The organism is Aeromonas crassostreae (assembly GCF_054052445.1).
The window spans coordinates 1-12,939 of sequence record NZ_JBSTYM010000027.1; the positions used below are offsets into that span (position 1 = coordinate 1).

At 62.4% G+C, this 12,939-nt stretch carries 12 protein-coding genes, 1 rRNA gene and 1 riboswitch; of the genes, 6 read left to right on the plus strand and 7 right to left on the minus strand.

Features of this window, described 5'->3' with window-relative positions; all coding sequences use genetic code 11:
- From rrf to ACW5W4_RS16525, 5 genes are all read left to right on the plus strand, one after another.
- A 5S ribosomal RNA gene (rrf, locus tag ACW5W4_RS16505) occupies positions 1–81 on the plus strand; the annotation flags it as partial.
- Positions 82–440: 359 nt separating this feature from the next.
- On the plus strand, positions 441–890 hold the full coding sequence (locus ACW5W4_RS16510; RefSeq protein WP_456690111.1) for a pullulanase: 450 nt from the start codon (positions 441–443) through the stop codon (positions 888–890).
- Between the two features lie 209 nt (positions 891–1,099).
- Entirely contained in the window at positions 1,100–3,247 is a 2,148-nt protein-coding gene (locus ACW5W4_RS16515; RefSeq protein WP_456690112.1) for an adenosylcobalamin-dependent ribonucleoside-diphosphate reductase, read from the plus strand.
- A 9-nt stretch (positions 3,248–3,256) separates the two neighbouring features.
- Entirely contained in the window at positions 3,257–3,916 is a 660-nt protein-coding gene (locus ACW5W4_RS16520) for a TSCPD domain-containing protein (protein WP_456690113.1), read from the plus strand.
- Positions 3,917–4,123: 207 nt separating this feature from the next.
- A complete protein-coding gene (locus ACW5W4_RS16525) occupies positions 4,124–5,494 on the plus strand; it encodes a PhoH family protein (RefSeq protein ID WP_427261380.1) in 1,371 nt (456 codons plus the stop codon).
- A gap of 77 nt (positions 5,495–5,571) precedes the next feature.
- Here ACW5W4_RS16525 and ACW5W4_RS16530 read toward each other — a convergent pair whose 3' ends face one another.
- The 4 genes from ACW5W4_RS16530 to thiB form a co-directional block, all read right to left on the minus strand.
- Positions 5,572–5,733: a hypothetical protein gene (locus ACW5W4_RS16530; protein ID WP_456690114.1), complete on the minus strand. Its 162-nt coding sequence runs from the start codon at positions 5,731–5,733 to the stop codon at positions 5,572–5,574.
- Between the two features lie 15 nt (positions 5,734–5,748).
- Complete coding sequence (thiQ, locus tag ACW5W4_RS16535; RefSeq protein WP_456690115.1) at positions 5,749–6,459, minus strand: thiamine ABC transporter ATP-binding protein; 711 nt, start codon at positions 6,457–6,459, stop codon at positions 5,749–5,751.
- Between the two features lie 146 nt (positions 6,460–6,605).
- Entirely contained in the window at positions 6,606–8,234 is a 1,629-nt protein-coding gene (gene thiP, locus ACW5W4_RS16540; protein ID WP_456690116.1) for a thiamine/thiamine pyrophosphate ABC transporter permease, read from the minus strand.
- Positions 8,210–9,199 carry a thiamine ABC transporter substrate binding subunit gene (gene thiB / locus ACW5W4_RS16545; protein ID WP_456690117.1) on the minus strand — a complete coding sequence of 330 codons (990 nt, stop codon included), beginning with the start codon at positions 9,197–9,199 and terminating at the stop codon, positions 8,210–8,212. The genes thiP and thiB overlap by 25 nt, the downstream gene beginning before the upstream one ends.
- Positions 9,200–9,242: 43 nt before the next feature.
- Positions 9,243–9,333: riboswitch (TPP riboswitch) on the minus strand.
- 87 nt (positions 9,334–9,420) lie between these two features.
- Between thiB and ACW5W4_RS16550 the strand changes: the two genes are divergently transcribed.
- Positions 9,421–9,711 (plus strand): PilZ domain-containing protein, encoded by a 291-nt coding sequence (locus ACW5W4_RS16550; protein ID WP_041997774.1) that lies wholly within the window; start codon positions 9,421–9,423, stop codon positions 9,709–9,711.
- 57 nt (positions 9,712–9,768) lie between these two features.
- Here the strand turns inward: ACW5W4_RS16550 and ACW5W4_RS16555 are convergent, their stop codons facing one another.
- The 3 genes from ACW5W4_RS16555 to leuC form a co-directional block, all read right to left on the minus strand.
- Positions 9,769–10,701 carry a transglutaminase domain-containing protein gene (locus tag ACW5W4_RS16555; protein WP_456690118.1) on the minus strand — a complete coding sequence of 311 codons (933 nt, stop codon included), beginning with the start codon at positions 10,699–10,701 and terminating at the stop codon, positions 9,769–9,771.
- A 112-nt stretch (positions 10,702–10,813) separates the two neighbouring features.
- Complete coding sequence (gene leuD, locus ACW5W4_RS16560; RefSeq protein ID WP_427261385.1) at positions 10,814–11,413, minus strand: 3-isopropylmalate dehydratase small subunit; 600 nt, start codon at positions 11,411–11,413, stop codon at positions 10,814–10,816.
- 103 nt (positions 11,414–11,516) lie between these two features.
- Positions 11,517–12,914 (minus strand): 3-isopropylmalate dehydratase large subunit, encoded by a 1,398-nt coding sequence (gene leuC / locus ACW5W4_RS16565; protein WP_456690119.1) that lies wholly within the window; start codon positions 12,912–12,914, stop codon positions 11,517–11,519.
- Positions 12,915–12,939 lie beyond the last annotated feature (25 nt).

Here is a 12,939-nt window from a genome sequence, read left to right on the forward strand (position 1 = left end):
CCATGCCGAACTCAGAAGTGAAACGCGGTAGCGCCGATGGTAGTGTGGCATTCGCCATGCGAGAGTAGGACACTGCCAGGCACCCAATTAGCGATGATGCGACCGCATCGTCGGCCACGCGAGAGCAGAACGCTCTTGGCAGGCAGCCAACACAAAAAACCCCGCTCATCGAGCGGGGTTTTTTGTTATCTGAGAATTGTCTGGCCTGTGCCATGATGATCCCTTCTGACGCTTCATTGTCCCTTACTGCACCATTATTCTTCTCTTGTTACTCCTTGGATTGGTTTTATTTTGCTCGACAATTGTCTATCAACCTCATTGAGTGGACGTAAAAAGTACAGATTGTGATGGCCTTACCTTTATTGTGATGTTTGCTCTGGTTTAATCCATGGGTCCACATGGATGGACCAAGGAATCACAATAATTTGAGGAATGGACACATGTTCAAGAGAACAGTAACGATGATACTGGCGGCGGGAACCCTGGTATTAGGCGGTTGTGCAGCCAATGGCGGTGCAAAACAGGCGGCAGACGCAGGCGATTTTGGTGGCAAGTCCATCTACCTGCGTGGTGAGATGAACGACTGGATGGCCACCGATGAGAGCAAGGTGGTCAAGGTGGCCGACAAGCTTTACATGGCCAAGGGGACCCTCAAGAAAGAGTGGGCCCCCTACAAGTTCAAGTTTGCCGACACCGGCTGGAGCTGCGGCACCAACTTCGGTTACCAGAGCCCGAGCGATGGCGTCGTCGTGCTGGGCGGGGAGGCTGTGCCAAGCAACCCTTGCTCCAAGTATGAGGACATGAAGTTCTCGCCAGATGCCGATGGTGTCTATGAGTTCTATCTGAATATGGCGGGCGAGACGCCGATCGTATACGTCAAGAAACCCTGAGATAGTCCCTCGCATTAAATCTTTAGGGAAATGAATCAGTTAAATGCCCCGGTCCAGCAACCTGCTGGCCGGGGCGTTTTTTTGGGATGGCGGCGGCGTACAGTGAGGGAGATACTACATATAGTGTGATTGAGTTGTTATTAAACCTATTTATAGTGTTTTTTGACTCTGTCATGAGGTTGTCGCATTCACATAAGGTGGTTTGAAAGATGGCTAAATCCAACCCTGTGCTGGAGAGCGGATCCGAATCGGCTCTCATCCCCCTGCAGGAAACCTCCCTCGAGATCTGGGACAGCAAGTATCGCCTCAAGAGCAAGGATGGGGCGCCTATCGACGGTACCATAGACGAGACATATCAGCGGGTTGCCCGCGCGCTGGCGGCGCAGGAGCGCGAACCTGACGCCTGGTATGAGCCTTTCCTGTGGGCCTTGCGCAATGGCGCCATTCCGGCGGGTCGCATCACCTCCAATGCCGGCGCCTTCGAGCACAAACCTGCCACCTCGACCATCAACTGCACCGTCTCCGGCACCATCGAAGATTCGATGGATGACATTCTCGGCAAGGTGCACGAGGCCGGCCTGACCCTGAAGGCGGGCTGCGGTATAGGCTATGACTTCTCGACCCTGCGCCCGCGCGGCGCCTTCGTCTCGGGGGCCGGCGCCTACACCTCGGGGCCGCTCTCCTTCATGGATATCTACGACAAGATGTGTTTCACCGTCTCATCAGCCGGTGGCCGTCGTGGCGCCCAGATGGGCACCATGGATATCCGGCATCCCGACGTTGTCGAGTTCATCCAGGCCAAGCGGGAGGATGGCCGCCTGCGCCAGTTCAACCTCTCCCTGCTCATCACCGAAGCGTTCGTCAAGGCGGTGAAGGAGGATGCCCCCTGGCAACTGATCTTCCCTTACACCGCCAAAGAGGTGGCGCAGGACGGCATAGCGCTGGACGATCCCGAGCTGGTGATCTGGGCCGATTGGCCGAACAAGGAAGGGGTGGTGATAAGCGACTCGGGCCAGGTGGCCTGCAAGGTCTACAAGACCCTGCCCGCGCGCAAGCTGTGGAACGTTATCATGACCTCCACCTATGACTATGCGGAGCCCGGTTTCATCCTGATCGACAAGGTCAATCAGATGAACAACAACTGGTTCTGCGAGGAGATCCGCGCCACCAACCCCTGTGGCGAGCAGCCCTTGCCCCCCTATGGCGCCTGTCTGCTGGGCTCGGTCAATCTGACCAAGTTTGTGCGCGACCCTTTTACTGAAAAAGCGGCTTTCGATTGGCCCGCGTTTCGCAAGGTGGTGGCCATCTTCACTCGCATGCTCGACAACGTGGTGGATATCAACCAGCTGCCGTTACCCAAGCAGCGCGAGGAGATCACCGCCAAGCGCCGTCATGGCATGGGCTTCCTGGGACTGGGCTCGACCCTCACCATGCTGCGCATCAAGTACGGCTCTGCGGCTTCCGTCGCCTTTACCGAACAGGTTTCCCAGGAGTTGGCGATGACCGGCTGGCGCGAATCCCTGGCGCTGGCGAAGGAGAAGGGCCCGGCGCCCATCATGGAGCAGGCGTTCGAGGTGACCGGCAAGATGCTGCGGCTGCGCCCCGAGATGGCGGCAGATGGCATCAAGCTCGGTGACAGCGTGCAGGGCAAGGTGCTGCATGCGCGCTACAGCCGCTACATGCAACAGGTGGCGGAGGTGGATCCCGCTCTGGTGGCCGAGCTGGCCGAGGTGGGTGGACGTTTCACCCACCACAGCAGCATAGCGCCGACCGGTACCATCTCCTTGTCGCTGGCCAACAACGCCAGCAACGGTATAGAGCCGAGCTTTGCCCATCACTACAGCCGCAATGTCATCAAGCCAGGCAAGAAGAGCAAGGAGAGCGTGGATGTCTACTCGTTCGAGCTGCTCGCCTACCGCGAGCTGGTGAACCCGGCAGCGATGCCCTACACCGAAGATGACGCCAGCCGCCTGCCTGACTACTTCATCACGGCCGACGACATCAGCCCGGCCCAGCACGTGGACATTCAGGCCGCGGCCCAGCGCTGGATTGACTCCTCCATTTCCAAGACCGCCAACGTGCCGACCGACTTCCCGTTCGAGCAGTTCAAGGATATCTACATGTATGCCTCGGACTCGGGGCTCAAGGGCTGCACCACCTTCCGTTTCAACCCGGAGGCCTTCCAGGGCGTGCTGGTGAAGGAGCAGGATCTGGAGAACACAAGTTACGAGTTCATCCTGGAGGATGGCTCCGTCGTCACGGCCAAGGGGAACGAGGAGATCGAATACGATGGCGAGCTGCACACCGCCGCCAACCTCTACGACGCCTTGAAAGAAGGCTATTACGGCAAATTCTGAGGACGAGACATGGTCAAGAAGATCGACAGGAAAATCGTCGCCTACAAGGTGAAAACCCGGGATGAGCCGCAAGACGATCTGGTCCCCCAGGATGACGTGGTGCACATGCACGAAACCGTGCTGCGCCCGGAGCGGCTGATGGGCACCACCTACAAGCTGAAGACGCCGGAACATGTCTCCGAGCACTCGCTGTTCATCACCATCAACGACATAGTGCTCAACGAGGGTACGGTGCACGAGACCCGCCGCCCGTTCGAGATCTTCATTAACTCCAAGAGCCTGGAGCACTATCAGTGGATAGTGGCGCTGACCCGTATCATCTCCGCGGTGTTCCGCAAGGGCGGGGATGTCACCTTCCTGGTGGAGGAGCTGAGATCCGTGTTCGATCCCAAGGGGGGTTACTGGAACAAGGGCAAGTATGTGCCGTCCCTTATCGCCGAGATTGGCAACGTGATTGAGACCCATCTCACCGAGATCGGCATGCTCAAGGTGCCCGGGCCCGATGAGCATCAGCAGGAGTTTCTGGCCGAGCAGCAGACAGAGGCCCAGCAGGTCGGCAGTGGTTTCCCGGCCAGTGCGGCACTCTGCTACAAGTGCCACACCAGGGCGCTGGTGCGGAAGGATGGCTGCATGACCTGCCTCAACTGCGGCGATTCCAAGTGCGGTTGAGGGAGTGAACCGTGACAAGGGACCGGCCAGTGCGCCGGTCTTTTCATTGCTGTTTTTATGTTCAGCTGAGACGGGTGTGCGAGCGATTTGTTGCGCAGCGGTAAAATCGGGCGTAGCGTTGGGGGTAATAAAACTGTCACGGCCGTGTGGTTTCAATGACATCTGAGATTCACACACGTGGCACCTTCAGTGCCAAGGAGGATGCTTATGGACAATGCGGACCGGAAGCTGTTTATCCTGGATACCAACGTTCTGTTACACGAACCCCTCGCCATCTACTCCTTCAAAGAGCACGACGTGCTCATCCCCATGACGGTGCTGGAAGAGCTCGACAACATCAAGGATCGCCAGAAGGATGTGAGCCGGGATGCCAGGGTGGCCATTCGTGCGCTGGAGGATGTGTTCCGCGACGCGACGCCGGAGCAGATCACCACAGGGGTGACCCTGGCCGGCGAGGCCTCGGGCCATATCTCCATCTTCAGTGACCACCATTTGCCCCAGGATGCCGAGATCTTCACCGACAAGGAGGCGGACAACCGCATCATCAACGCCGCCCTCTACCTGCAAAAGCATGAGTCCAAGCGTCAGGTGGTGCTGGTCACCAAGGACATCAACATGCGGCTCAAGGCGAAGGGCGCCGGGCTGGCCCATGTGGAGGATTATCGCAGCGACCAGCTGATCGACGACATCCGGTTGCTGGCCAAGGGGTTCCAGCAGGTGCCTGGCAGCTTCTGGGAGCGGGTGGGGGAGTGCGAGAGCGAGACCCATGGCCGGGAAACCGTCCATGTGGTCGATACCAAGCTGCTCGAGGGGGTGCATGTGAACCAGTACCTCATCGACGAGGAGAACTTCTTCGCCGCTCGGGTGCTCGAGCATGACGATCAACACATACGGCTGCGGGATCTGGGCCGCGAGCGGTTGATGTCGCGCAAGGCCTGGGGCGTGCATCCCAAGAACATCTATCAGGGCATGGCCCTGGATGCCCTGCTCGATCCCCACATCGACCTGGTGATCCTGACCGGCCCGGCGGGCTGCGGCAAGACCCTGCTCGCCATGGCGGCGGCCCTGGAACTGGTGATTGAAAAAGGGATCTACGACAAGGTGATCGTCACCCGCAACACCCCGGAAATTGCCGAGAGCATCGGCTTCCTGCCCGGTACCGAGGAGGAGAAGATGATGCCCTGGCTGGCGGCGGTGACCGATACCCTGGAGGTGCTGCACAAGCAGGACGAGAACATGAGCGGGTCGCTCAGCTACATCATGGAGAAGGCCAACATCCAGTTCAAATCGGTCAACTTCATGCGCGGGCGCAGCATCCAGAACACCTTCGTCTTGCTGGATGAGTGCCAGAACCTGACCGCTTCTCAGCTCAAGACCATCATCACCCGCTGCGGCGAGGGAACCAAGATCGTCTGCTCCGGTAACCTGGCCCAGATTGACTCCAATTACCTGAGTCCGGTGACCTCGGGGCTGACCTACATCGTCGAGCGATTCAAGAACTTCGAAGGGAGCGCCAACATCTACCTCAACGGGGTAGTGCGCAGCCGACTGGCCTCGTTTGCCGAGGAAAACCTCTGATGTAACGACATCTCTGCATATGGAAAAGGGAAGCCGGCCGGCTTCCCTTTTTTGATCTCTGACGCCGGCTGCCGGCGCTATGGCAAGGGAGCGCGACCCAGGTAGCGCAGCAACCCGGGGTGATCGCTGCTTTGCAGGATATCCGGCGTGCCCTGCAGGGCGATGCGCCCCTCGTCGATAAACAGCAGCCGATCGGCAATCAACAGGGCATCTTCAGGGGTATGACAGGGGGAGACCATCAGCTTGTAAGCCCTTCATTTTGGCGCCACAGCGCGACCCAGGTAGCGCAGCAACCCGGGGTGATCGCTGCTTTGCAGGATATTCGGCTTGCCCTGCAGGGCGATGCGCCCCTCGTCGATAAACAGCAGCCGATCGGCAATCAACTGGGCATCCTCAGGGTTATGGGAGACCATCAGCACGGTAATGCCCTGCTCGCAGGCGAGGCGGGCCACTTCGGCCAGCATCTCCCGGCGCAGGGCGGGATCGAGCGCCGAGAAGGGCTCGTCCAGCAGCAGCAGCGGCTTGCCCCGCACCAGGGCGCGGGCCAGCCCCACCCGCTGTTGCTGGCCGCCGGAGAGCTGCTCCGGCAGGCGCGTCAGCATCTCCCTGAGGCCTACCCGTCCGGCGGCATCGATCACCTGACTTCGCTGGGCGCTGCTCAGGCGCAGTCCCGGGTGCAGGCCGATGGCGATGTTGTCGAACACCGACAGGTGCAGGAAGAGGTTGTGATCCTGAAACAGGGTGGTGACCGGCCGCTCGGCTGGGCCCAGCGGCAGCAGATCCTGGCCGTCGAAGGCGAGGGTGCCGGACTCCACCGGCACGAAGCCCGCTATCATGCCGAGCAGGGTGGACTTGCCGGCGCCGCTCGGGCCGATGAGGGCGGTGATCTCCCCCTTGGGCAGCGCCGCGCTGAAGCTGACGCGCCAATCGGGGTAGCTGGTGACCAGCCCATCAATGTTCAGCATGTTGTCTTCTCCAAGAGGCGGCTGGACCAACCAGGGGGGCCGAATAAGTGGTGAGAGTGCCGGGCCTCACTGTTCGGCATGTTGTCTTCTCCAGGAGGCGGCTGGACCAACCAGGGGGGCCGAATAAGTGGTGAGAGTGCCGGGCCTCAATGTTCGGCATGCTTTCCTCCAAGGCCTCTTTCGACCAACCAGAACAGGGAAAGACACAAGAGCAGCAGCAGCAGGGCGGTGGCGGCCGCCTCGGTCAGCCGGTAACTGCCGAGCTGCTGATAGAGCAGCCAGGGCAGGGTGGTGAGGCTCTGGCTGCCGAACATGGCGATGGCGCCGAGATCCCCGAGGGACAATATCATGGAGAGCGCCATGGCCAGCGCCAGCGGGCGGCGCAGCATAGGCAATTCCACCAGGCGAAAGCGATGGAGCCCGCTCATCCCAAGGCTGTCCGCCAGCCTGTCATACTGGCGCACCACCAGCTGCATGGGGGCGGAGAGGGTGCGCAGCACATAGGGCAGCGCCATCAGGGCGTTGACCAGCACCACCAGCCAGGGGGCGAGGGCAAACACATCGGCGAAGGGCATGAACAGGATGAAGAGCCCTGTACTCAGCACCACCGCCGGGATCATCAAGATCATGGCGCCGCTGGCCTCCCACAGGGCGGCGGCGCGGCGGCGACGCCTGCGCACCTTGAGATGGCGGCTGGTGAGCAGCAGGCCGCTGCCGAGCAGGGTGGCGAGGGTCCCGGCCCCGACGGCGATGAGCAGGGACTGGCCCGCCGCCTGCCACAGGGCGCGGGAGGCCAGCGCCGTGAGCAGTTCCCCATTGGCGCCGGCGATCAGGATGGCCAGCAGGGGCGGCAGGAAGATGGCGATGGCCAGCAGCAGCACCAGGCTGTCGGTCAGCAGGGTGCCCGGCTGCTGGCTGTCCGGGCGCCGCGTGGTACCTGCCCGGTTCATGCGACTGGCCGGGCTGCTCTGCAACTTGTGCTGCACCAGGAGCAGGGCGGCGGTGAGCAGCAGTTGCACCAGGGCCAGGCCGCCTGCGGTGGCGAGATCAAAGTCAAAGCGCAGCGCCTGGTAGACGGCCACCTCCAATGTGGTGGACTTGGGGCCGCCTCCCAGCGCCAGCACTGTGGTGAAGCTGGTGAAGCAGAGCATGAAGATGAGACTGGCCAGCCCCGGCAGGGCGGCGCGAATGAGCGGCCACTCCAGCAGCCGGAAGATATGGGAGGAGCGCATGCCGAGCTGGCTGGCCAGGCGCCAGGAGGATTCGGGGATGGTCTCCAGGCTTTGCAGCAGCAGGCGGGCCGCCAGGGGCATGTTGAAGAAGACATGGGCCAGCAGGATGCCGAACAGGCCGTACAGGTAGTTGCCGGGATCCAGCCCCAGGCCGCGCAACAGCTGCGGCAGCCAGCCCTGCCTGCCATGAACGGCGACGATGCCGAAGATGGCGATGATGACGGGCAGCACCAGGGAGAGGCCGAACAGCTTGAGCAGCAGGCGGCGGCCCGGGAAATGGCGCCGGGCCAGGGCGCGGGCCACGGGAATGGCCAGCCCCAGGCTCAGCAGGGTGGAGAGCAGGGCCTGCCCCAGGCTGAAGCCCAGCACGTGGCGCAGATAGGGATCGCTCAGCAGGGCGCGGGGGGACAGGGTGCCCGCCTGCCACAGCAGGGCTGCCAGCGGCCCCAGGGAGAGCAGCAGGATGACCAGGGTGGCGGCACTGCCCGGCAGCCACCAGAGCAGACGGCGACCTGCCCTCACTGGGTGACGGCTTGCAGCCACTCGCGGATCCAGCCCTTGCGGTTGGCGGCCACCTCGTCCGCGCTGAAGGCGAGCGGCTTGGTGACGGTGATCATCTGCTCGAATCCCTTGGGCAGTTCGGTGCTGATGATCGGATACATCCAGTTGCCGGTCGGGATCAGTTGCTGGAAGGCGGGGCTTACCATGAATTGCAGGAAGTGGTCGGCCAGCTCGTCCTGTCTGGCGCCCTTGAGCTTGGCGGCCACCTCTACCTGGCGGTAGTGCCCCTCCTCGAACGCGGCGGCCCGATACTGGCTCTTCTGCTCGGCGATCAGGTGATAGGCGGGGGAGCTGGTGTAGGAGAGCACCATGTCCGCCTCGCCATCCATGAACATGCCGTAGGCCTCGGACCAGCCCTTGGTGACGGTAACCGTCTTCTTGGCCAGCTGCTCCCAGGCGACCGGGGCCTGGTCGCCGTAGACGGACTTCATCCACAGCATCAGCCCCTGACCCGGGGTGGAGGTGCGGGGATCCTGATAGATCACCTTGAGATTGGGGCTTTCCACCAGCTCTTTCAGGCTCTTGGGGGGATGCTTGAGCTTGCCGCTGTCGTAGACGAAGGCGAAGTAGCCGTAGTCATAGGGGACGAAGCTGTCATCCTGCCAGCCCCCCGGCACCTTGAGGGCGTCGAGTCGGGTGGCATGGGGGGCGAACAGACCGCTCTGCTTGGCCTCGGCCATCAGGGCATCGTCCAGACCCAGCACCAGGTCGGCCTTGCTGTGGCTCCCCTCGAGGCGCAGCCGGTTGAGGATGGCGACCCCGTCTTCAAGCGGAACCAGATTGAGGGTGCAGCCACACTCTTGCTCGAACGCCTGCTTGACCTTGGGGCCCGGGCCCCATTCGGAGGCGAAAGAGTCATAGGTATAGACGGTGAGGGTCGGGGGGGGCGCGGCCTGGGCGGCGCCAGTGAGCAGCAGGGCGGTGGCGGCGGTCAGCATGGTGTTCATCTATGGCACTCCTGTGAGGTGCCGACGGATGAGGAGGCGCCCCGCGCCTCTTGTCTCAAATTCCTCCGCCAGCATTATCTGGATCAGGTTCACGGGTATCATCTCAGCGCCTGGGCGCACCCCGTTTGAGCAAGGAGTCGCATTGTATTAACCTTCTGGGGGCCAGGCCAGCACAACTTGCGCAGTGGGCGGGGCGAGAGTAACCACACCAGGAGGTTCGAGTGATCACCAGCACCAAGGAAAGACGCGCCTTTCAGCGCATGATAATCAATGCCCCCGTCACCCTCTATCAGCAGGATCTCATCCTGGTGGGGATCTGCCGGGATCTGAGCGCCAATGGCATGGGGATACTGGTCAGCGAACACGGCCTCGATCTTGGCCAGCCGATCCGGGTCAGTCTCGCCACCCACAGCAATCTGTTGCCGCCGTTTGAGGCCAGGGCCCGCATCATTCGGGAGCTGGATGAAGCAGAAGGCAAGCTGCTGGCGGTGGAGTTTCAACAGATAGGTTAAAGGATGCGCCCGGCTGGCGGGCGCATCGGCATACAGTCCCCGAGCCTTGTCTTCGGCTCATCCCGTCTCCTCGGGACGCACCGGCTGCACGTTCAGCTGGCCGCTCTCCACCAAGACTCTGCTGCTCGGCGCCAGCTGGCCCGGGGGCAGGGTGGCTGGGCCGGTCGGCTCCAGCAGCAGATAGGTCTCCCCCTCCCAGTTCAGGGTCGCCTCGCCCGCTTGAGCCGGCAGGGCCACCCCCAGCAGGGCATGACCCGGCACGAACACCATGGCCTGCTTGAGGTCGGGAAAGAGCTGGGCCAGCAGGGCAGCCATCAGGGTGACCTTGCTGTCGCAATCTCCCCGGTTCTGCTCCAGCACCTGGCGCGGGGTCAAGAGGTCGCGGCCGCTGCGCCCGCTGGGGTTGTCGAGCAGCAGATAGGGAATGGCCTGCACGAAGTAGAGCATGTGTGCCACCGTCTGCTGGCGTATTTCTGTCTCCGTGGCCCCCTCCTGCCTGAGCTGCTCGGCCAGAGGCGCCAGTTCGGCGCGACTCTCCAGGGCGATGCGCACATGGTCCTGCTTGATGGCGGGCTGGCCGTCGGGCGGGGTGAAATACTGGAAATAACGATCGTGCAGCCATTCGCGCTCCAGCTCGGCGCGACGCTCCTTCACCCAGGCCATGGCGGCCCTGGCCTTGTCCTGGTTGCGGCTCTTTAGGCCGAGCTCGAATCCGGGCCGGGCGAGGGAGAATTGCACCTCGGGGAACTCAAGCGCAGCCTGCTGCAGCAGGCTCTGCAGTACCTCCTCCTGCATCCTGGCCGGGCGATAGGCGATGAGGGGTGGCAGCTTGCCCGCCTCCAGCCGGTAGCTGAGTTGCTGGGGGGGGCCCTCCCTGTCCTGCCAGCCGACATTGAGCTGACCGCCGCTGCCGTTGAAATAGGTCTGCCCGCCCAGGGCCGGGAGGCTGAGCAGCAGGCAGAGCAGTGAAAAGGCGTACCTTGCGGACATAGGTGTCTCCTGTCGGACATGCCGAGGTGGCGGGTCTTGTACCGCGACCCGACAATAAAACAGGGAGCCTCGGCTCCCTGTTGATTCTACCTATTTTCTTGCCGCTGGCGCGTCAGATCCAGCTTGGCTGCTTCGCCTCGAAGGCACTGATGGCGGCCTCGTGTTGCAGGGTCAGGCCGATGGCATCCAGCCCGTTGAGCAGGCAGTAACGGCGGAATTCGTCGATTTCGAAGCCGAACGTGAGGCTACCTGCGCGCACCTGATTGGCCTCCAGATCCACCTCGATCTCGATGCCCGGATTGGCCGCGACCAGCTGGAACAGGGCCTCGACCTCCTCTTCTTTCAGGCGTACCGGCACCATGCCGTTGTTGATGGCGTTGCCGTAGAAGATGTCGGCAAAGCTCGGGGCAATGATGGTCCTGAAGCCGTAGTCCGCCAGCGCCCAGGGGGCGTGTTCGCGGCTCGAGCCACAGCCGAAGTTCTCCCGTGCCAGCAAGATGCTGGCACCGGCGAATTGCGGCTGGTTGAGCACGAACTCGGGGTTGGGCTGCTGGCCTGCATCGTCAAGGAAGCGCCAGTCGTGGAACAGGTGCTTGCCAAAGCCGATGCGGTTGACCTTCTGCAGAAACTGCTTGGGAATGATGGCGTCGGTGTCGACGTTGGCGCTGTCGAGGGGGACGACGATCCCTTTATGCTGTTTGAATCCTGTCATCGTTATCTCCTCTTACAGTGCGCGAATATCGGCGAAGATGATGTCGGTGACGGCGAAGGGCCGTCCGCGTTGTTTGAAACCTGTCATCATGTTTTCCCTGTCGTTACAGCGCACGAATGTCGGCGAAGCGGCCGGTGACGGCGGCGGCGGCGGCCATGGCCGGGCTCACCAGGTGGGTGCGGCCGGCGCGGCCCTGACGCCCTTCGAAGTTGCGGTTGCTGGTGGAGGCGCAGCGCTCCCCGGGTTGCAGCCGGTCGTTGTTCATGGCCAGACACATGGAGCAGCCGGGCAGGCGCCACTCAAAGCCAGCCTCGAGGAAGATCTTGTCCAGCCCCTCGGCCTCGGCCTGGGCCTTCACCTGCTCGGAGCCCGGCACCACCAGGGCCTGTACCCCGGCGGCCACCTTGCGGCCACGGGCGATGGCGGCGGCGGCGCGCAAGTCTTCGATGCGGCTGTTGGTGCAGGAGCCGATGAACACCTTGTCGATGGTGACATCACAGAGCTTCTGGCCCGGCTGCAAGTCCATGTAGGCCAGCGCCTTGCGGGCGGATTGCTGCTCCATCAGATCGCTGAAGGATTCCGGTGCCGGAATGGGTTCATTGACGGCGATCACCTGGCCCGGGTTGGTGCCCCAGGTGACCTGAGGGGCGATGTCGGCGGCGTTGAGCACCACCTCGGCATCGAAGGTGGCATCGGCATCGCTCTTGAGGGTCTGCCAGTAGGCGATGGCCTGCGCCAGCGCCTCGCCGGTGGGGGCGAATACCTTGCCCTGGATGTAGTCGATGGTGGTCTGGTCGGGGGCTATCATGCCCGCCTTGGCGCCGAGTTCGATGGCCATGTTGCACACCGTCATCCGCCCTTCCATGGAGAGACCCCTGATGGCATCGCCCGCGAACTCCACCACGTAACCGGTGCCGCCGGCAGCGCCGACCTTGCCTATGATGGCCAGCACCACGTCCTTGGCGCTGATGCCCTCGGCCAGCTTGCCGTTGACCGAAATGCGCATGGTCTTGGCGCGCCCCTGTTTCAGGGTCTGGGTGGCCATCACGTGCTCCACCTCCGAGGTGCCGATGCCGAAGGCCAGCGACCCGAAGGCACCGTGGGTGGCGGTGTGGGAGTCGCCGCAGACGATGGTGGTACCGGGCAATGTGATGCCGAGCTCAGGCCCCATCACGTGGACTATGCCCTGGTATTTGTGGTTGAGGTCGTAGAGACGGACCCCGAACTCCTTGCAGTTGGCGGCCAGCGTCTCCATCTGGATGCGAGCCATCTCGCCGGAGGCGGCGATGTCCTTGGTGGTGGTGGAGACGTTGTGATCCATGGTGGCCCAGGTCAGATCCGGGCGACGCAGCGGGCGCTTCATGGCGCGCAGGCCGTCGAATGCCTGGGGGCTGGTCACTTCATGCACCAGGTGACGGTCGATGTAGATGAGGGGCGTCTCCCCTTCCACTTCCCGCACCAGGTGGGCGTCGAACACTTTCTGATAGAGGGTCTTGGACATTGCTCTTTCCTTCTTATTCAAACCA